Annotated in this window: 19 protein-coding genes and 1 pseudogene; 14 read left to right on the forward strand and 6 right to left on the reverse strand. The window is 65.2% G+C overall.

Annotated features, from left to right (window positions below; all coding sequences use genetic code 11):
- Window positions 1-165 precede the first annotated feature (165 nt).
- Together ABZW16_RS30955 and ABZW16_RS30960 are read right to left on the reverse strand one after the other, a co-directional pair.
- The gene (locus tag ABZW16_RS30955; RefSeq protein WP_354959626.1) at window positions 166-1,272 is read right to left on the reverse strand and encodes an acyl-CoA dehydrogenase family protein; all 1,107 of its coding nucleotides are present in this window, start codon (window positions 1,270-1,272) and stop codon (window positions 166-168) included.
- Window positions 1,273-1,368: 96 nt separating this feature from the next.
- Window positions 1,369-2,562, reverse strand: a complete 1,194-nt coding sequence (locus ABZW16_RS30960) for an acyl-CoA dehydrogenase family protein (RefSeq protein ID WP_354959627.1) — start codon at window positions 2,560-2,562, stop codon at window positions 1,369-1,371.
- A 253-nt stretch (window positions 2,563-2,815) separates the two neighbouring features.
- On the opposite strand from ABZW16_RS30960, the gene ABZW16_RS30965 reads away from it, so the two are divergent.
- The 13 genes and pseudogenes from ABZW16_RS30965 to ABZW16_RS31025 all read left to right on the forward strand — a co-directional run.
- On the forward strand, window positions 2,816-3,004 hold the full coding sequence (locus ABZW16_RS30965; protein ID WP_354959653.1) for a ferredoxin: 189 nt from the start codon (window positions 2,816-2,818) through the stop codon (window positions 3,002-3,004).
- Window positions 3,005-3,047: 43 nt separating this feature from the next.
- Window positions 3,048-3,965: a 3-oxoacyl-ACP reductase gene (locus tag ABZW16_RS30970; protein WP_354959628.1), complete on the forward strand. Its 918-nt coding sequence runs from the start codon at window positions 3,048-3,050 to the stop codon at window positions 3,963-3,965.
- A gap of 314 nt (window positions 3,966-4,279) precedes the next feature.
- Complete coding sequence (locus tag ABZW16_RS30975) at window positions 4,280-5,044, forward strand: ABC transporter permease (RefSeq protein WP_354959629.1); 765 nt, start codon at window positions 4,280-4,282, stop codon at window positions 5,042-5,044.
- 4 nt (window positions 5,045-5,048) lie between these two features.
- Window positions 5,049-5,900, forward strand: coding sequence for an ABC transporter permease (locus ABZW16_RS30980; protein ID WP_354959630.1), 852 nt, complete (start codon window positions 5,049-5,051; stop codon window positions 5,898-5,900).
- Between the two features lie 6 nt (window positions 5,901-5,906).
- Window positions 5,907-7,118 carry an MCE family protein gene (locus tag ABZW16_RS30985; protein ID WP_354959631.1) on the forward strand — a complete coding sequence of 404 codons (1,212 nt, stop codon included), beginning with the start codon at window positions 5,907-5,909 and terminating at the stop codon, window positions 7,116-7,118.
- A complete protein-coding gene (locus ABZW16_RS30990; protein ID WP_354959632.1) occupies window positions 7,115-8,149 on the forward strand; it encodes an MCE family protein in 1,035 nt (344 codons plus the stop codon). Before ABZW16_RS30985 ends, ABZW16_RS30990 begins: the two co-directional genes overlap by 4 nt.
- Window positions 8,146-9,213 (forward strand): MCE family protein, encoded by a 1,068-nt coding sequence (locus ABZW16_RS30995; RefSeq protein WP_354959633.1) that lies wholly within the window; start codon window positions 8,146-8,148, stop codon window positions 9,211-9,213. The genes ABZW16_RS30990 and ABZW16_RS30995 overlap by 4 nt, the downstream gene beginning before the upstream one ends.
- Window positions 9,210-10,481 (forward strand): MCE family protein, encoded by a 1,272-nt coding sequence (locus ABZW16_RS31000; RefSeq protein WP_354959634.1) that lies wholly within the window; start codon window positions 9,210-9,212, stop codon window positions 10,479-10,481. The genes ABZW16_RS30995 and ABZW16_RS31000 overlap by 4 nt, the downstream gene beginning before the upstream one ends.
- A complete protein-coding gene (locus ABZW16_RS31005) occupies window positions 10,481-11,710 on the forward strand; it encodes an MCE family protein (protein ID WP_354959654.1) in 1,230 nt (409 codons plus the stop codon). Before ABZW16_RS31000 ends, ABZW16_RS31005 begins: the two co-directional genes overlap by 1 nt.
- Window positions 11,707-13,116: an MlaD family protein gene (locus tag ABZW16_RS31010; RefSeq protein WP_354959635.1), complete on the forward strand. Its 1,410-nt coding sequence runs from the start codon at window positions 11,707-11,709 to the stop codon at window positions 13,114-13,116. Before ABZW16_RS31005 ends, ABZW16_RS31010 begins: the two co-directional genes overlap by 4 nt.
- 73 nt (window positions 13,117-13,189) lie before the next feature.
- A complete protein-coding gene (locus ABZW16_RS31015; protein WP_354959636.1) occupies window positions 13,190-13,975 on the forward strand; it encodes a hypothetical protein in 786 nt (261 codons plus the stop codon).
- Window positions 13,972-14,511, forward strand: coding sequence for a h domain protein (locus ABZW16_RS31020; RefSeq protein ID WP_354959637.1), 540 nt, complete (start codon window positions 13,972-13,974; stop codon window positions 14,509-14,511). The genes ABZW16_RS31015 and ABZW16_RS31020 overlap by 4 nt, the downstream gene beginning before the upstream one ends.
- Before the next feature lie 47 nt (window positions 14,512-14,558).
- A pseudogene (locus tag ABZW16_RS31025) lies at window positions 14,559-14,669 on the forward strand (helix-turn-helix domain-containing protein); the annotation flags it as partial.
- Between the two features lie 202 nt (window positions 14,670-14,871).
- Here the strand turns inward: ABZW16_RS31025 and ABZW16_RS31030 are convergent.
- The 4 genes from ABZW16_RS31030 to ABZW16_RS31045 form a co-directional block, all read right to left on the reverse strand.
- A complete protein-coding gene (locus ABZW16_RS31030; RefSeq protein ID WP_354959638.1) occupies window positions 14,872-16,377 on the reverse strand; it encodes a HAMP domain-containing sensor histidine kinase in 1,506 nt (501 codons plus the stop codon).
- Window positions 16,374-17,108, reverse strand: coding sequence for a response regulator transcription factor (locus ABZW16_RS31035; RefSeq protein WP_354959639.1), 735 nt, complete (start codon window positions 17,106-17,108; stop codon window positions 16,374-16,376). Before ABZW16_RS31035 ends, ABZW16_RS31030 begins: the two co-directional genes overlap by 4 nt.
- 97 nt (window positions 17,109-17,205) lie before the next feature.
- Complete coding sequence (locus tag ABZW16_RS31040) at window positions 17,206-18,792, reverse strand: trehalose-6-phosphate synthase (protein WP_354959640.1); 1,587 nt, start codon at window positions 18,790-18,792, stop codon at window positions 17,206-17,208.
- A gap of 78 nt (window positions 18,793-18,870) precedes the next feature.
- A complete protein-coding gene (locus tag ABZW16_RS31045; RefSeq protein ID WP_354959641.1) occupies window positions 18,871-19,041 on the reverse strand; it encodes a hypothetical protein in 171 nt (56 codons plus the stop codon).
- Between the two features lie 186 nt (window positions 19,042-19,227).
- Between ABZW16_RS31045 and ABZW16_RS31050 the strand changes: the two genes are divergently transcribed.
- On the forward strand, window positions 19,228-20,061 hold the full coding sequence (locus tag ABZW16_RS31050) for an alpha/beta hydrolase (protein WP_354959655.1): 834 nt from the start codon (window positions 19,228-19,230) through the stop codon (window positions 20,059-20,061).
- Window positions 20,062-20,071: the final 10 nt, after the last annotated feature.

A 20,071-nucleotide genomic window follows, 5' to 3' on the forward strand; every position in this document is an offset into this window, starting at 1 on the left:
CTGGCCCTTGCTGTTGAGTAGCACAGGATCCTCCTGGAGTCGTATCTGTAATACGCGTATTACGTAATACTAGCGCGAACGGGCTGTTCAACACAGGTGCGTCGGCACACCGATCGGCCCGCCGGCGGCAGGTCCGGCGGGCCGATATGGTGCGGCAATCCTGGGTCAGGCAGGGGTTTCCGCGAGGAGTGCGCCGATGGCGCGCAGGTGGTCGGTGGCCGCGCCGAGGGCGAATTCATTGTGTTTGGCGGCGGTGAAGTAGTTGTGCACGATGTGGTCGCGGTCGATGCCGACGCCGCCGTGCACATGGACCACGGTGTGCGCCACCCGATGTCCGGCATCGGCGGCCCAGAATTTGGCGGTGTGCACCGCTTCGGCGCTGGCCAGATCCTCGGAGACCCGCCAGGCGGCCTGGGTGACCGCCAGTCGCAGACCTTGGACATCGATGTAGGCGTCGGCGAGGCGCTGGGCGACGGCCTGGAAGCTGCCGACGGCCTTGCCGAATTGTTCACGCTCGCGGGCATATTCGGCGACCAGCTCAAGTGCGCGTTCCAATGTGCCCAATTGCTGAGCGCTCAGTCCCAGCCAGGCGCGGGTCAGGATCCAGTCCAGGATCTCCGCGCCGGAGGCCACCGTCGCGACCAATTCGGCCGGGGTGTCGTGGAATTCGACGCCGAACTCGGCGCTGAAGTCCACCACGTTCTGGGCGGTCACCTTGACCGTCGCATCGGCGGGATCCACCAGGAACAGGGCCGGAGCTCCGGAAACGGTGGCGGGGATCAGGATGCGGGCCGCGCGGTCGGCGTAGGGCACCGTGGTCTTGGCGCCGGTGAGCCGCCAGCCGCCATCGGCCTCGTGTGCCACCGTGGTCGGCTTGGTCGGCTCCCAATTGTGTTCCTCGGCCAGCCCGGCGGTGAGGATGACGCTGCCATCGGCCGCCCGGCGCGCCCAATCCTGCTGGGTGTCCGAGCCGAATTGTGCGAGCGCGCCCGCGCCGACCACGATCGACCACAGGTACGGCACCGCCGCGACATGCTTGCCGAGTTCGCGCAGCACGGCGCTCTGCTCGAGTGCGCCGAAGTCGCCGCCGCCCACCGAATCGGGCAATGCGGCGGCCAGCACGCCGGTCTCGGCGAGGGACTGCCACAGCGGCTCATCGAAGCGGCCCTCGGCGTCGAGTTCGCGGATCCGGTCGGCGGTGACCAATTTGGCGCAGACCTCGGCGGTCAGGCGGGTCAGGTCGAGCTGAGCTTCGGTGGGTGTGAAATCCATGGTGTCTACCTGCTTTCTGCGGTGCGAGCGACGGGCCCGGAGGCGGTGGCTTGGGTGACCACGTAGGGCCCCGGGAGCACCGCGATTGAATACAGCTCAGCGTGCCGCGGCGGGTTGCTTGAGTGCGGTCATGGCGATGATGTCGCGCTGGACCTCGTTGGTGCCGCCGCCGAAGGTCAGGATCAGCGCGGCGCGGTGGAACCGCTCCAACCGTCCGCGCAGTTCCGCGCCGGGGGAGTCCTGGCGCAGATATGCCTGCGGGCCCAGGATTTCCATCAGCAGGCGGTAGGCCTCGGTGGCCAGTTCGGTGCCGTAGACCTTGCAGGTCGAGGCGTCCCATGGCCGCGGCGCGGCATCGCCGCCCGCATCGGCCCGGCTGGCGATCTCCCAGTTCAGCAGCTTCAGGTACTCGACCTTGGCCTGCACCTTGGCCAGATTCAGCCGCACCCATTCCTGGTCGATCACCCGGGAACCATCGCCCGCCTTGGTATCGCGGGCCCATTCGGTGGCCTGGTTCAGCGCGACGGTGAGCGGTCCGGCGGAGGTCAGGGCGACGCGTTCGTGGTTGAGCTGATTGGTGATCAGCGCCCAGCCGCCGTTCTCCTGGCCGACGAGCGAGCTGGCGGGGACCCGGACGTCCTGGTAGTAGGTGGCGCTGGTGTCCGGTCCGGCCATGGTGTGCACCGGGGTCCAGGAGAAGCCCTCGGCCGTGGTCGGCACGATGAGCATGCTGATGCCCTTGTGCTTCTTGGCAGTCGGATCGGTGCGGACCGCGAGCCATACATAGTCGGCGTAGGCGATCAGGCTGGTCCACATCTTCTGGCCGTTGATCACGTAGTCGTCGCCGTCGCGCACCGCCGTGGTGCGCAGGCTGGCCAGGTCGGTGCCCGCGCCCGGCTCGGAATAGCCGATGGAGAAGTGCAGTTCGCCCGCGGCGATCTTGGGCAGGAAGAACTTCTTCTGCTCCTCGCTGCCGTAATGCATGATCGTCGGCGCCACCGAATTGATGGTCAGGAAGGGCACCGGTGCGCCCGCGATGGCCGCCTCATCGGTGAAGATGAGCTGATCCATGGTCGGGCGATCCTGCCCGCCGAACTCCTTGGGCCAGGCCAGGGTGAGCCAGCCGTCGCGGCCCATTTCCTGGACCACCTCGCGGTAGACGTTGCCGTGCCCGTACTCGCCGGTGGTCGCGCTCAGCGCGGCTCGGCGCTCCGGGGTGATCAGCCGCGCGAAGTAGTCGCGCAGCTCCGCACGGAGCTGTTCCTGCTGCGGCGTGTACGCAATGCGCATGGCAGTACCTCTTGGGGGATGGTCAGCCGACGGAGCTTGCGGAGTCGGCGGGGTGGGTATAGCGGATGGGGGATGGTCAGCCGACGGAGCTTGCGGAGTGGGTACAGCAGAGCCTTCGTTCGATGTCGGTTAACCGATCATTGCATATGAACTGAAACATGTTCCAGTATTGCCACCGAATGTGGTCGATGACGACGCACGACATCAGATCGTGTTGTTAGGCTTCGAGCAGAGCATCAGTGAAGGAGTAGCCATGAAGGTCAGTGTCGATCTGGACCAGTGCGAAGCCAATGGAATCTGTGTCGGAATCGCTCCCGACGTCTTTGAACTCGATGATGACGATCAGCTGCACATCTTGGTCGGTGAGGTGGCGGAGGATCGGCTCGATGATGTCCGCGACGCGGTTGCTCAGTGCCCCAAAGCGGCCCTCCGGCTGCAGTGACGGGCGCTTGCCGTAAATAGGAACACGTTCTAGAGTCGGCCCCGTGAGTGATGCAGACAACAACGGTGTGAGTCTCGCGGGCCGGGTGGCCATCGTTACCGGTGGCGGCGCTGGACTGGGACGGGCCGAGGCGCTCGCCCTGGCGGGCGCGGGCGCGTCGGTGGTGGTCAACGATCTGTCGGAATCGGATGCGGTGGCCGAGACCCTCGCCGATATCCGGGCACTCGGGGCCAAGGCGGAGTTCGTCGCGGGCAGCATTGCCGAGCGCGCGACCGCCGATGCGCTCATCAGCACCGCCGAGGAGGCATTCGGCGGCGTCGACATCGTGGTGAACAATGCGGGCATCACTCGCGACCGGATGCTGTTCAACATGTCCGATGAGGACTTCGACGCGGTGATCGCGGTACATCTGCGCGGTCATTTCCTGTTGTCGCGCAATGCTGGCGCCTACTGGCGGGCCAAGTCCAAGGCGGCGGGTGCGCCGATCTACGGCAGGCTCGTCAACACCTCCTCCGAGGCCGGACTGCTCGGCCCGGAGGGGCAGGCCAACTACGGCGCCGCCAAGGCCGGTATCACCGCGCTGACGCTCTCCGCTGCGCGCGGGCTGTCCCGTTTCGGCGTGCGCGCCAATGCCATTGCGCCACGGGCGCGCACCGCGATGACCGAGGCGGTCTTCAGCGCCGCACCGGAGGGCGGTATCGATCCGCTCGCGCCGGAACATGTCGCCCGGTTGGTCGCCTTCCTTGCCTCGCCCGCCGCCGACGCGGTCAACGGGCAGCTGTTCGTGGTCTACGGGCCGATGGTCGCGCTGATGGCCGCACCGGTGGTCGAGCAGCGCTTCGATGCGGCCGGTGACCAGTGGACTTCCACTGATCTTGCCGCCACGCTCGGCGGTTACTTCGCTGAGCGCCCCGCCGGGCGTACGTTTTCTGCATCTTCGCTGACCGATCTCGACCGCTAGCAACTGCTTGCGGGTAGCTTGCAATGGTCGGGTTGCTCAGTGATGGCAGCTGCCATCGAGCGGCTGACCAGCTGTTGATCACCAGTTCGGCAGTTGGTAGACATGGAAGTCAAGGTGTGCCCCGCCTCACAAGGGTTAGGTCATCCTGAAGTGATACAGGTTGCAAATTCATAGGCCGAATCAAGCAAAAAGAGCTGTTTGAAAGTGGCAAAAAGCTTCCTACGGCAATGTGAACGTGTTCTAATCGTTGCGGCGATGCGGCCGAGGAGGGGCATCGTGCGGTGTGCTAGCAGGATGAGCAAGGAGGATCGCGCATGAACGAGCTCCTTGCCGTGCCATTGCGTGCTGTTGGCGGATTTTTCGAACTTGTTGCCGACGTTGCGCGGGCCAGCATTCGACGACCGTTCCAAGGGCGCGAGTTCATTGATCAGGCCTGGTTCATCGCCCGCGTTTCGATCATTCCGACAGTGCTGGTCGCGATTCCGTTCACCGTGCTGGTGAGCTTCACGCTCAACATCCTGCTGCGCGAAATCGGCGCCGCCGATCTCAGCGGTGCCGGTGCGGCATTCGGTACGGTCACCCAGGTCGGGCCGATTGTCACGGTATTGATCGTCGCTGGCGCTGGGGCCACCGCGATCTGCGCGGATCTCGGCGCCAGAACCATCCGCGAGGAGATCGATGCGATGCGTGTACTCGGCATCGATCCGATCCACCGGCTGGTCGTGCCGCGGGTGCTGGCCTCGATGTTCGTGGCATTGCTGCTGAACGGCCTGGTGTCCACCATCGGCATCGTCGGCGGCTTCCTGTTCTCGGTGCTGCTGCAGGATGTGAATCCCGGTGCCTTCGTCAATGGCATTACCCTGCTCACCCATCTGCCCGAACTGGTCATCTCCGAAGTGAAGGCCGGTTTGTTCGGGCTGATCGCCGGATTGGTGGCCTGTTATCTCGGCCTGAATGTCAAAGGTGGTCCCAAGAGTGTCGGTGATGCGGTGAATCAGACCGTTGTCTTCGCCTTTATGGCCCTGTTCGTGGTGAACGTCGTGGTCACCGCCGTCGGCATCAAGTTCGCGGCGCGGTGAGGCGATGGCATTCGTAATCCAGTCCCGGTTCCCGCGTACCGTGCGGCGAGTGCGTCGTTTTTCGGACTCACTCGATTCGGTCGGTAAACAAGCGGTGTTCTATGCGCAGACGATCGGTTCCATCCCGCGCGCCCTGCTGCACTATCGGACCGAGACGATTCGATTGATCGCCGAGATCAGCATGGGCACAGGCGCTTTGGCCGTGATCGGTGGCACGGTCGTCATCGTCGGATTTCTCACGCTGTTCACCGGCGGCACCATCGCGGTGCAGGGTTACAGTTCGCTCGGCAATATCGGCGTCGAGGCACTGACGGGCTTCTTCTCGGCATTCATCAATGTGCGCATCGCGGCGCCGGTGATCTCCGGAATCGGTTTGGCCGCAACGATCGGCGCAGGTTCGACCGCACAGCTCGGCGCCATGCGGGTGGCCGAGGAGATCGACGCGCTGGAGTCCATGGCGATTCGGCCGGTGCCATATCTGGTCGGCACCCGGGTGCTCGCGGGCATGATCGCGATCGTGCCGCTGTACGCGCTGGCGGTCATCTGCTCGTTCATCGCGAGTCGCTTTGCCACCGTGGTGATCTACGGGCAGTCCGCGGGCGTCTACGACCACTACTTCTCCACCTTCCTGATCCCCAGCGACATCCTCTGGTCCTTCGCCCAGGCGATCCTCATGGCCTTGGCGGTCATGATGATCCACACCTACTACGGCTACAACGCTGCGGGCGGACCGGTCGGTGTGGGGATCGCGGTCGGCAATGCGGTGCGGGCCTCGTTGGTCGCGGTGGTCACGGTGACGCTGCTGATCTCGCTGGCCATCTACGGCACCTCCGGCAACTTCCATCTCTCCGGGTAGAGCGGTATGGCAACGAAGCAATCGGGAAGCGGCCTCGGCGTGGCACTGCGCGGTGGGCTGGGGCTGAAGCTGGCCGGGCTCGGCATGGTGCTCGCGCTGGTCGCGATCGTGTCCGTCGCGATGGTCATGTTCTTCGGCGGGTTCACCAAGACGGTTTCCGTCACGGTCGACGCACCGCGTAGCGGTCTGGTGCTCGACCCCGACGCCAAGGTGAAGATTCGCGGGGTGGAGATCGGCCGGGTCTCGAAAATCAAGCAGACCGGCGATGGCGCCAGGCTCACGCTGGCAATGGATCCCGAACTGCTGAAAATGGTTCCGTCCAATGCGGCCGTGGATATCAAGTCCACCACCGTATTCGGCGCCAAATACATCAATTTCATTGTGCCGGAACAGGCCTCGTCCACCTCGCTTAAGCCGGGTGCGACCGTCACGGCCCAGTCGGTGACCGTCGAATTCAATACGCTGTTCCAGCATTTGACCGATGTCCTGCAGAAGATCGAGCCGGAAAAGCTCAATGCCACCCTGTCGGCGCTGGGCACCGCGCTGCAGGGGCGCGGCGAGAAGCTCGGTGATCTGCTCGCCCGCAGCGATGCCTACCTGCGCGATATCAACCCGAGTTTGCCCGCGCTGCAACGGGATCTGGTCGCCTCGACCGGCGTCACCAACCTGTACGCCGACACCGTGCCGGATCTGCTGCGCACCACCGATAACGCGACCGTGACGGCCAGGACGATCGTCGAGGAGCAGGAGAACGTCGATGCGATGCTGGCCAATCTGATCGGGCTGGCCGACACCACCGGCTCGGTGCTGCGTGAGAACGAACAGCCGCTGGTGACCGCGCTGGATCTGCTGCGCCCGACCACCCAGCTGCTCAACGACTACAAACCCGCGCTGTACTGCCTGGTCGTCGGTCTGGCCAATGTGCTCCCGCTCGGTGAGGACATCTTCGGTGGGCGATTCGATGCGGTGCCGCTGAATGCGAGTTTCATGCCCGGCGCCGATCCCTACCAGTACCCGCAGGATCTGCCGAAGGTCAATGCCACGGGCGGGCCGCACTGCGAAGGCGTTTTGGACCGGGTGCCGGACAGCCACGCGAACTACGTGGTCACCGATACCTCCGAGGGTCATGTGTGGACGCCGTCGACGGCGCCACATGTAAACGGGCCCAAGGTGTTCCAGATCCTGTTCGCCGGATTGCCGGGGGTGGGGCAGCTGTGAACAGTAAAGCGCGCGCGACAACCATCAAGCTGACGATCTTCACGGTGGTGATGACGCTGGTCCTGGCCGGGCTGGTGGTGGTGTTCGGCCAGATGCGATTCGCCAGGGAGAGTGGCTATCACGCGGTGTTCACCAGTTCGTCCGGCATGCTGGACGGTGCCAAGGTGCGCATCGCCGGTGTACCGGTCGGTTCCGTAACCGGGGTGCATGTCGGCAAGGACAATCTCGCGCATGTCGATTTCGACGTGGACAGCAAGTATCGGCTCTACACCAGCACCAAGGCGACCATCCGCTACGAAAACCTGGTCGGTGATCGGTATCTCGAACTGATGGAAGGGCCCGGTACCGCTCAGGTGATGTCGAAGGGCGGCACCATCGGACTCGACCGCACCGCACCCGCGCTCGATCTCGATATGCTGCTCGGCGGCTTCCGGCCGCTGCTGCGCGGCCTGGATCCGGCCCAGGTGAACGATCTGACCGAGGCGCTGCTGCAGGTCTTCCAAGGGCAGGGCGGCACGCTGGTCGCGCTGCTGAACAGCTCCGGATCGTTCGGTAAGACCCTGGCTGACCGAGATGCGTTGATCGGCAGTGTGATCGAGAATCTGAAGACCGTACTCACCACGATCGATGAGCGCGATCAGCAGTTCGGCACCACACTCGATGAATTGCAGCGCCTGGTCAGCGGTTTGGCCGCCGATAAGGATCCGATCGGCGCGGCGCTGCCGCGGATCGCGGGCGCGACGGGGGATCTGACCGATCTGCTGCAACAGGCACGACCGGATCTCAAGACCACGTTCGAGCAGGCCGGCACCCTCGCCGCCACCCTCGACGATGGATCCGACAACATCCAGTGGGTGCTGGATCGGCTGCCGGATACCTATAAGAAGCTGGTCCGGATCGGTGCGTATGGATCGTTCCTGAACATGTATATATGCGGCACGAACTTCCTGGTCGACGGTCCCGACGGTAAGCCGATGCACATCACCCTGCCCGGTTTGCAGACAACGGGAAGGTGTGCGAAGAACCGATGAAAGAAACCCGATCACGCGTCGTCTCCCTCGGCATCATCGGCATTGTCCTCGCCACCGCGATCTCGCTGTCGGCCCTGCAGGTCGACCGGTTGCCGTTCATCCGCTCCGGCGCGACCTACACCGCGTATTTCGCCGATGCGGGCGGGCTGGTGCCCGGTGACCATGTACAGGTCGCCGGGGTGCGCTCCGGACGGGTCGAGCAGGTGCGGTTGGACGGTGCGAAGGTCTACGTCCGGTTCACCCTGGACGAATCGATCGTGCTGGGCAATAAGACGAGCGCCGCCATCAAGACGAATACGGTGCTCGGCCGCAAGTCGCTCGAGGTGACGCCGTCGGGCAGCGGTTCGACCCGACCGGACGACACGATTCCGCTGGACCGCACCACCTCGCCCTATTCGCTCACCGACGCGCTCGGCGATCTGTCGAATACCGTCAAGGGTCTGGATATGGATCAGGTCAACAAGACCCTCGACGCGCTGTCGGCGACCTTCGCCGATACCCCGGCCCCACTGCGGTCGGCCCTCGATGGCGTCACCCAGCTCTCACGCAGCCTGAACGCCCGGGACAAGGCGCTGACCGATCTGCTCGGCCGGGCCCAGAATGTCACCAAGGTGCTGGCCGATCGCAGTAATCAGATCGACGCGCTACTGGTCGACGGCAATGCGTTGCTCGGTGAACTGGACCGGCGGCGCGGCGCGCTCAGCCAGTTGATCGTGTACGTGAACGGGCTGGCCCAACAGCTGAGCGGATTCGTCAACGATAACGAGGCACAGCTGAAACCCACCCTGGACCGGCTGAATTCGGTGCTGGCACTGCTGCAGTCGAATAAGGACAACCTGTCCAAGGCTCTCGACGGACTCGGCCCGTTCGCGGCCGCGCTCGGCGAACAGGTCGGCAGCGGTCCGTACTTCCAGGCCTATGTCTCGAACGCGACCACGCGCGGCCTGCAAATTCTGGTCGACGCACTGGTGTGGCCGCAGCATGTGCCGGACTCCTTCCGCGCCTACCTCACCGATCCCGCGCTGCCGTCGATCGAGCCCGCGATTCAGGAGCCCCCGCGATGAACGCCCTACGCACCATTCGTACCGCGCCGCCGTGGGCGCGGGGGCTCGCCCTCGCCGTCATCGCCGCGCTGGTCGTCGTCGGGGGATGGACCCTGGTGTCGCGGATCGGAAAGACCTCGGTCACCGCGTATTTCCCGGCCACGAACGGTTTGTACGCCGGTGACGACGTGCGCGTGCTCGGGGTCAAGGTCGGCCGCATCGACTCGATCGAGCCGGGCAAGGACAAGGTTCGGGTCGAGATGACGCTGGACCGCGGTATCGATATTCCGGCGGATGCCAGGGCGGTCCTTATTTCGCCGTCGCTGGTGTCGGCGCGGTTCATCCAGTTGGCGCCCGCCTACACCCGTGGTCCGAAGTTGGGTGACGGCGGCGTGATTCCGATCGAGCACACCGCCGTTCCGGTCGAATGGGATGACATCAAGACCGAATTGTCCAAGCTGGCAACGACGCTCGGTCCGGTCGGGGATGACAAGCAAGGATCATTCGGGCGGTTCGTGAACACCGCCGCCGACAATCTCGGCAACGGCAACGCGCAGGCGCTGCGCGATACCCTGCGCGAGCTGTCGCACACCCTGAGCACGTTGTCGGACGGGCGCACCGATCTGTTCGGCACCATCCGCAATTTGCAGCAGTTCGTGGATGTGCTGTCCAAGAGCAACGATCAGATCGTGCAATTCGGCGGACGGCTGGCCTCGGTATCGTCGGTGCTGGCGAATGTTTCCGGTGATCTCGGTGCCGGGCTGGACAATCTGGATATCGCCGTCGGTGATGTCAAGCGGTTCATCGATGAGCGCGGCGGTGCGCTGACCGAGGGTGTGCAGCGACTGGCCGAGGTCACCCAGAACCTCGCGGATAAGCGGCCTCAGCTCGAGCAGATATTGCATGCCGGGCCAACAGCTCTGGTGAACTTCTATCAGATCTACGATCCGGCCCAGGGCAGTCTCACCGGCGCGGTCGTCGCACCCAACTTCGCCAATCCGTTCGCCTTCCTCTGCGGCGCGGTCGAGGCGAACGAGGCCAACGGATCCGATCAGAGCGCCGCCCTGTGCAGGCAGTACCTGGCACCGGTGATCCAGCAGCTCATGATGAATTACCCGCCGCTGCTGGCCAATCCGGTCTCCAACCAGACCGCGTTCCCGCACCAGCTGGTCTACAGTCCGCCGAGTCTGGCCGCGAGCGGGCCCAGTGCCGACCCGGTCGCGGAGTCGAATCCGGTCACCGTGCCGAACGGTATCGCCGGACTGGCCATTCCGGGAGGAGGGCGATGATGCGGCGCCGAGGGATGCGGCTGGCCGGTGCGGCGATCGGCGTGGCCATTGCGCTCGGAGTGAGCGGCTGTCAGTGGGACGGACTCAACTCGCTGCCCATGCCGGGTGCGGCCGGAAATGATCCGAACGCCTATGAGGTCAAGATCCAGATGCCCAATGTCACCACGCTGACCCGGAATTCGCCGGTCCGCGTCAATGACGTGACGGTCGGCACGGTACAGAAGATCGAGGTGGAGGGCTGGCACGCGCTGGTCACCGTCACCCTGAAACATGATGTGAAGCTGCCGGCCAACTCGACCGCCAAGATCGGGCAGACCAGCCTGCTGGGCAGCAATCACCTCGAACTCGCCGCGCCGAAAGATGTGCCCCCGCAGGGTGAGCTGAAGGCTGGCGATGTGATCCCACTGGACCGGGCCGGTGTCTATCCGACCACCGAGCAGACACTGTCCTCGCTGTCGGTGGTGCTCAACGGCGGCGGTATCAGCCAGCTCGAAACCATCACCCATGAACTGAATGCCGCGTTCACCGGCCGCCAGGATGCGATCCGGGACCTGCTGCCGCAGCTGACCCAGCTGACCACCACGCTGGACACCCAGACCAAGGACATCATCGATGCGATGGGCGGACTCGACCGGTTCGCGGGCACGCTGGCCCAGCAGAAGGATCGGGTGGCCGCGGCCATCGAGCAGATCCACCCGGCGCTGACCGTGCTCGCCGACCGCCGCGAGAACATCACGAATACCATTACCGCCCTTGGTGATCTGAGCGATGTGGTGCAGCGGATCCTGACCCAGGGCGGGGACGATCTGAAGGTGAATCTGCGGAATCTGGCACCGGTGCTGGAGACCCTGGCCAGCACCGGGAACAGCCTCGTCGAGGTCATGCGGCTGATATTCACCTTCCCGTTCCCGATGAAGAATCTCGACAACGCGGTCAAGGGCGATTACATGAACCTGCTCATGACCGTCGATCTCACGGGTAAGCGGCTGGATTCGAACTTCCTGACCGGCACCCCGCTCGGCGGTCGGTTCGGTGGGGTCGAGGGCGCGCTCGGCGGGCTGGCCGGTTCCGCGGAGGGCAATAGCGATCCGGCGACGGCGCCGCTGCAGCCGTCGACCGCGACCCCGGCGCCGACGCCGAGTATCCCTGGGCTGCCGCCGATTCCGGGTCTGCCCGCGATTCCTGGTCTGACCGTTCCGCCCGCCGGACAGGGAGGTGCGGGCCGATGAAACTGACGCGCTTCGTCCGGATCCAGTTGACCATCTTCTCGGTGCTGACGGTGATCGGACTGGTGGTGATGGGCGGCACCTATGTGGGTCTGCCCGCCATGTTCGGCATCGGCCGGTATGAGGTGACGGTCAAGCTACTCGCCACCGGCGGGCTGTATCCGACGGCCAATGTCGCCTACCGCGGCACGAATGTCGGCAAGGTGGAAGAGGTTCGGCTCACCCCGGAGGGCGTGGACGCCAAGCTGTCCATCGATAGCGATTACAAGATCCCCTCCGATGTCGACGCGTGGGTGCGCAGCGTCTCGGCCATCGGCGAACAGTACGTCGATCTGGTTCCGGTCTCGAATCCCAAGGGCGGCAACCTATCCGACGGTTCCGTGGTTCCGGTGGATCGCACCAGGCTGCCGGAGGACATCGGTTCGGTACTCGATCGCTCCGACCGGCTGTTGGCCAGTATCGCCGACACCAAGCTGCGGCAGGTGATCGACGATGCGTTCAAGGCGTTCAACGGCGCCGGACCGGATCTGCAGAAATTCATCGACTCCGCATCGCTGCTGGTGCAGGAGGCGCAGGCCAATGTGGAGCCGACCAAGGATCTGCTGGAGAAGATCGGCCCGCTGCTGGACACGCAGAACCAGTCCGATGCCGCCATCCGGTCCTGGACCCGTGACCTGGCAACGGTCACCGACCAACTGCGCGCCCATGATCCGTCGCTGCGCAATCTCATCGAGAAGACTCCCGGTGCGGCACAGCAGGTGAGTTCGCTGTTCCAGGATCTGCGGCCGACACTGCCGATCCTGCTGTCGAACCTGGTCAGCATCGGTCAGGTCGGGGTGACCTACCACGCCGGTCTGGAACAGATCCTGGTGGTCTATCCGCCGCTGACCGCCGCCTTTTTGACCGTCATCCGCGGACCGGTCGACTACGGCGTCGTCGTCGACTTCCACCTGGAACTCAACGATCCGCCCGGCTGTACCACCGGCTTCCTGACACCGGAGCAGCGCCGGTCACCGGCCCTGCTCGACGCCCCGGACACCCCGCCCGGCCTGTACTGCAAGGTGGCGCAGAACGCCAAGGAAGCGGTGCGCGGTATCCGCAATACGCCGTGTATGGAGGTGCCGGGCAAGCGGGCGCCGACACCGGAGCTCTGCCGCGACCCGGTCGGCTATGTGCCGGAAGGCAATAACCCGCCGTTCGGCGCGCCGCAGCCGGTGACGCCGTCCGGCGACCCGATCGGTGACCAGGGCTCGACCCATCCGGCGGCGCACAGTACGACATTGGATCCAGGCAGCGGGACGTTCATGGGACCGGACGGACGCACGTACCGTCAGGGGGATATCGGAAAGGACGGATCCGGCACGATACCGTCGAGTTGGCAGGCGATGCTTCAGGAGCAGCAACAATGAGTGAGCGCAGCGAGCGAATCATCGACACAGGGTGCTTCGCTCATGGCGGAGCCGAGCGTAGCGAGGTGCAGCCATGAGTGAATCCGGTGTGGTCAGGAGTCGGATCCGGCGACGTGCGGTGCGTTCGGCGGGCCCGCCGCCGGACACCCTCGAACTCGAGGCCGAGGACGGCGCGGACGCCCCCGAGCGGATCGAGCTGTCCAAGGCGGCCACGGTCGATGTGACGGTCGAGGCCGAAAAGGCCGCGCCGGTCGCCGACGGCGCGCGCGACGCCGCGGAAAGCGCGAGCAAGGCAGCGGATTCCGAACCCGTGAACACACTGGAGATCCCCAGCGTGGCCGATGCGGTCGATGCCGAGCCGAAGTCCGGCCCGCCGCGCTGGTTGCTGGTCGCCGGGGCCGCCGCGGCTGCGCTCATCGCGATCGTGCTGGTCGTATCCACCGGATTCTTCACTTACCAGCTGCACAGCGCCTCCGAGCGCGATGCGCGGCGCGCGGACTATACGCAAACCGCCAAGCAGGCGATCCTCAATCTCACCACCATCAAGGACGACACCGCCAAGGCCGATATCGATCGTGTCCTCTCGGTGGCCTCCGGCGAACTCAAGGCCGAATACGCGCAGCGCAAGGACGCCTACGCGAGTGTGGTCGAGCAGGCCAAGGTGAAGGCCACCGGCGAGATCATCGAATCCGCCATCGAGAGCGAGGACGGGGATTCGGCGCGCGTGCTGGTCGCCGCCAAGCAGACCCTGACCAATGCGGGCATGGCGGATCCGCAGACGCGGTACTACCGATTCCGGGTCACCGTCACCCGCGGCGATAACGGGATCACCGCCTCACAGGTGGAGTTCGTAGCATGAACGCAGCATCGAGCAACGATTCGGTGAAAGATGGCGGTCGGGTGACGGGTGGGCGCAGGCGAGTAGTTCTGATGGCATCGGCAGTCGCCCTCGTCATTGTTGCGTTGGCGGCGATCTGCGGGGTCACCGGATACAAGTACTGGAACGATCGCAAGAGCGAACAGGCGCGCACCCAGGCGGTGCCCGCCGCCCAGCGCACCGTCGAGGCGATGTTCACCTACAACTTCAAGACGGTGGACGCCGAATTGCCCAAGGCGGCGGACAGTCTCACCGGTAGCTTTCGCGACGACTACCTGAAGTTGATCCGGGAGGCCATCGCGCCGGGCGCCAAGGAGAAGGAACTCAACGTCCAGGCCACCACCCAGGCCAGCGGTGTCGTCTCCGCCGAATCCGCGCACGCGGTGGTGCTGCTGTACCTGAATCAGGTGACTACGAGCAAGGATGCGCCGCAGGCGAATATCAGCACCAGCCGGGTGAAGGTGAGCCTGGACAAGGATGGCGGGCACTGGCTCGTCTCGGCGGTTACGCCTATCTAGCCAGCGTCTCCGTGCGGCATGCCGAGGCAGCCCCTAGCCTTGGAGGCGTGGACCTCGGGCGACGGCTCCAGTCGGTTCGGAAACGGCGCGGGCTCTCCCAGCGAGAGCTTGCGGAGTCCACTGGCGTCTCGGTGTCATTGATTCGCAAGATCGAGCAGGGCGAGCGCGATGACACCGCACTGCGCGCAGGTCGGACTCGTGTTCGTCGTCGCTCTGCTGCTCGCGATCGTTGTCGCCATGATCTTTTGGCCCAGCGACTACGACGACTGACCACACCGGTGGACAACCTGGATGCCCGACGGATCTACGGCGTGTGTTGTCACTGCAGTGTGTTGACTGGGTGTGAGCGGAGTCGGGGCATCACTGGCGCTCAGCTGTTTCGCGGGGCAGGCGGACGGTGAAGGTGGTGCCTTTGCCCTCGGTGCTTGTCACGGTAACGGTGCCGTTGTGGGCGACGACCAGTGCTTGCACAATGGACAGGCCGAGGCCGCTGCCGCCGCTGGCGCGGGCGCGGGAGGTGTCGGTGCGGTAGAAGCGTTCGAAGATGCGTTCGGCCTCGTCGGCGGGCAGGCCTTGGCCGGTGTCGGCGACCTCGATCAGGATCTCGTCCGCGGCGGGTGTCAGCCGCACCGTAACCGAGGCGTCCTGCGGTGTATGGATGAGGGCATTGTTGAGCAGATTTGCCAGCACTTGGCGCAGCCGCGCGTCATCGCCAATGACCTCCAATGTGCCTTCGCCGGAGTTGATTTCGAGCTCGATGCGGCGCGGCGGGCCCTCCTGCGATGTTGCTGCCGCGACCGCACGGGCGCTGTGCACGGCATCGCTGGCAACTGCGAGAAGGTCGACAGGGTCCTGTTCCAGCGGGCGTTGCGCATCCAGGCGCGCCAATATCAGCAGGTCCTCGACGAGTATGCCCATCCGCTGCGACTCGCGCTCGATCCGGTCCATGAACATCGCCGGATCCGCGGTGGCGCCTTGGCGATACAGTTCGGCGAAGCCGCGAATGGTGGTGAGCGGAGTGCGCAGTTCGTGGCTGGCGTCGGCGACGAAGCGGCGCATCTTCGATTCGGAATGCCGCGCCGCCGCCTCGGAGGCTTCGGTCGCGGCAAAGGCCCGCTGGATCTGTGCCAGCATGCCATTGAGCGATTGGGACAGCCGGTCCACCTCGGTATTGGTGCCGCGCACCGGAACTCGGCGATGCAGATCACCGGCGGCAATGGCGGCGGCGGTCTTCTCGACCGCGCGCAGCGGGCGCAGACTGCGGCGGATCACGAAGTAGGCGAGCACCGCCAGCGCGGCGAGTACCGCGGCGCCGACGACCAACTGCAACATGATCAATCGGTTGACGGTGTCGATGTTCTCGGTGAGCGGCATGGCGACCGTTGTCGTCGTATCGGCCGATACGGCCGTCATGGTCCGCCATTTGACCGTCGCGCCGTCCTTGGAGGCGACGGTCATCGGTTTGGTGAGGACTCGGCTCCCCGGTGGGTCCGTGGTCGGCCGCACATCGGGCAGGCGCGGCAATTCCGGATCGGCCTCCACATTGAACGGTCTGGTCTCGAGGTAGGCGGTGCTGTTGCCACCCGGAGTCGGTTCGATGCGCACATAGAAGGTGCTGGACGGATGCGGCGGATTCGCCGGGCTCGGCGGTCGTGGCCGCGACCACACCATGACCGCCTCGCGAAGCTGCTGATCGGTGCGATGCAGCAGTGAGTTCTCCAATGCGGAGGTGACCACCATGCCGGAGGCCAATAGTCCGAGTGCGGACAGCAGTACGAGCGCGAGTACCAGGGTCACCCGCAGCGGTACCGCCGATGATGCGCGTGCCAGCTTGCGACGGGTCCGATTGATGCTGGCGGTGATCATTTCTCGGACGGGCGGCGATTGGGCGCGCGCATTACGTAGCCGACGCCACGCAGGGTGTGGATCAATCGCTGATCGCCGGTGTCGACCTTCTTGCGCAGATACGACACATAGGTCTCGACCACACCCACCTCACCGCCGAAGTCATAGCGCCACACATGATCCAGGATGCGCGGCTTGCTCAGCACCGTGCCGGCGTTGACCATGAAGTACCGCAGCAGGGTGAATTCGGTGGGGGACAACGCAACCGGCTCGCCCGCCTTCCACACCTCATGGGTGTCGTCGTCCAATTCGATGTCCTCGAACCGAATTCGCGAACTCTCGCGCTGCGGGGCGGTATGACCGAAGCGGCGCAGCACGACTCGCAGCCGGGCCACCACTTCCTCGAGGCTGAACGGTTTGGTGATGTAGTCGTCGGCGCCGAGGGTGAGTCCGGCCACCTTGTCCTGTACGTCATCGCGTGCGGTGAGGAACAGCACCGGCGCGTCGATGCCGTCGGCGCGCAGGCGCCGCAGCAGTCCGAAGCCGTCCATCCCCGGCATCATCACATCGACGATCAGCGCCTGCGGCCGGAAGCTGCGCGCCTTGTCCAATGCCTGTGCTCCGTCGACGGCGGTATCCACGGCGAAGCCCTGGTAGCGCAGACTCACCGATAGGAGTTCCACGATCATCGGCTCGTCGTCCACCACCAGCACCCGAGCCTCGGGCGTAGTCTCCGCAGGCACACCACTCATTGCTTCATAGTCCGGCAATCGACTGGGAACTGTCTGGACCTTAGCTGGGTGATTCCTGTGAGCTCTAGCGTGCGACGACTCGCTCCGTCGTGGTGGGTCAGCGCCGTGGCGCACGCTCTTCCGGGAACACATCGTCGTCGGTGAGCAGCGCGCTGCCCGCGACCTGGCCCTGAGCGAGGGCTTCCAGGAACGCCCGCGCCCAGCGGTCCACATCGTGGGCCAGCACCTGACGGCGTAGCGAGCGCATCCGGCGGCGACGGGTATCGCGATCGTCCTCGAGCGCGGACACCACGGCATCCTCGACGCTATTGAGGTCGTGCGGATTGCACAGGTAGGCCTGTCGCAATTCCGCTGCGGCGCCCGTGAATTCGCTCAGCACAAGAGCGCCGTTGAGGCCGCTGTGACAGGCCACGTACTCCTTGGCGACCAGATTCATGCCATCGCGCAGCGGCGTCACCAGCATGACGTCGGCGGCCACGAAGAAGGCGATGAGTTCGTCGCGGGGGATCGGGCGGTGCAGATAGTGCACGACCGGATAGCCGACCCTGGCGAATTCGCCATTGATCCGCCCGACCTGACGCTCGATATCGCCGCGCATCTGGATATAGCTGTCCACCCGCTCGCGGCTCGGGGTGGCCAGCTGCACCATGACGGTTTCGGCCGGATCCAGCCTGCCCTCCAGCAGCAGTTCCTCCAGCGCCGCGAGGCGGATATCGATGCCCTTGGTGTAGTCCAGGCGGTCGACGCCGAGCAGGATATTTTTCGGATTGCCGAGTTCGGCACGGATTTTCGCGGCCCGCTCGCGCACCGAGCGGCGGCGCGAATGCTCATCGAGTTCGGCCGATGCGATGGAAATCGGGAATGCGCCGACCCGGACGGTCCGGAAGCCGACCTGCACGACGCCGAGTTTGGAGCGCACGCCGACGGTACCGCGCGAGGTGGGCTGTCCGGCCAGCCTGCGCGCCAAGTAGAGGAAGTTCTGCGCGCCGCCGGGCAGATGGAAGCCGATCAGGTCGGCACCGAGCAGGCCCTCGATGATCTCGGTCCGCCACGGCATCTGCATGAACAGTTCGACCGGCGGGAACGGAATGTGCAGAAAGAATCCGATGGTGAGATCGGGGCGCAGCATGCGCAGCATCTTCGGCACCAGCTGCAGCTGATAGTCCTGCACCCAGACGGTGGCGCCCTCGGCGGCGACCTTTGCGGTGGCCTCGGCGAAGCGCCGGTTCACGGTGACGTAGGCGGCCCACCACGCGCGGTCGTAGACCGGGCGCACGATCACATCGTGGTAGAGCGGCCACAGCGTGCCGTTGGAGAAGCCCTCGTAGTAGTCGGCGACCTCGGTCGCGGACAGCGGCACCGGATGCAGTTCCAGGCCGTCCTCGATGATCGGGTCGATATCCACATCCGGAACACCGGCCCAGCCGACCCAGGCCCCCTTGTTATTGCGGAGCACCGGCTCCAGCGCGGTGACCAGACCGCCCGGGCTGCGCTTCCATCGGGTGGAGCCGTCGGGCAGTCGCTCGAGGTCGACCGGGAGCCGATTGGCGACGACGACGAAGCCGGAGCCCGCTCCGTTCGCTTCGGCCAGCGGCGAGGGGACCACGGTGGTGTCGGTTTCGGATGGTGGCTCTGGAATGGCGTGTTCGGAGTCGTCGGACGGCTGTTGGGTCATCTGGTCCACTCACGCATCCTTTGCGCGTCGCTGTTCCCGCTTGAAGTTATCGGATACTCGACGGCTCCATTGACGTCGCGTCGGTGGCTACTCGCCCCGAGAATTGGGTGCTATGCCGAGCATCGACAGCAGCATCCGGCATTCGTCGGCATCCTCCGCGTAGGCCGCGACGACGCGCTGCGCCTGACGGGCGGTTTCGTCGGCGAGTGGTTCCAGATCGTCGTCCGCGATGTCGTTCGCGCTGCTCTTCGCGGCCATCTTCTTGTCCTCCCGGCTAAGTACGCTCGTACGTGCGAATAGTCAATGTTATCCGGACCCGGTGCGGGTGCGCCGCACCCGGATGCCGGTGACCTAGGACACGTCCCGCTCGCGCCCGTCGCCCGCGCGGCGGAAGTCGGGCCCTATACCGTGGACGCGCAGCACCAACTCCACGAAAGGGACAATATGCCGCTGGCCACGGTGAACGGAATTTCGCTCAACTACCAGGTCAAGGGCGACCCGGCCGCAGGCACGGAGGTGCGGGGTGGTGGGCCGCTCGTCGTCATGATCATGGGTACCGGGAGTCCGGGCCGGGTTTGGGAGCTGCATCAGGTTCCGGCGCTGGTCAAGGCCGGATATCGGGTCTGCACGTTCGACAATCGCGGCATCAAGCCGTCCTTCGAGGCGGCCGGTGGCATGACTCTCGAGCAGTTGGTCGGCGATACCGCCGGACTCATCGAACTGCTCGACGAGGGCCCCGCGCTGCTGGTCGGCACCTCGATGGGCGCGCGGGTGGCCCAGGAACTCGCGCTTGCGCGTCCGGAGCTGGTGCGCAAGGCGGTATTCATGGCCGCGCACGGCCGTCTCGACCAGTTCCAGAAGACGCTCTCGCTCGGTGAGCACGAACTCGATGCCAGCGGGGTCCAGTTGCCCGCGAAGTACGAGGCCGCGGTGACCGCGGTGATGAACATGTCGCCCGCGACCATGGCCGATCCGAACGCTGCCCGCGACTGGCTCGACCTGTTCGAATTCACCGGCGGTCCGGTGACGCCGGGTATCCGCGCGCAGCGCCGGATGGACCACGATTTCGACCGGGTGCAGGCCTATCGCGGTATCAAGGTGCCGTGCCTGGCCATCGGGTTCGCCGATGATCGGATGATTCCGCCCTATCTGTCCAGGGAGGTTGCCGAGGCCATTCCCGGTGCGCGCTATCTGGAAGTTCCTGATGCGGGGCACTATGGTTATCTCGAGCGTCCGGAAGCCGTGAACAAGATCCTGCTCGAATTTTTCGCGGCCTGAGGTAACCGCC

It is taken from the genome of Nocardia sp. NPDC004604 (assembly GCF_040609795.1).
GTDB lineage: Bacteria > Actinomycetota > Actinomycetes > Mycobacteriales > Mycobacteriaceae > Nocardia.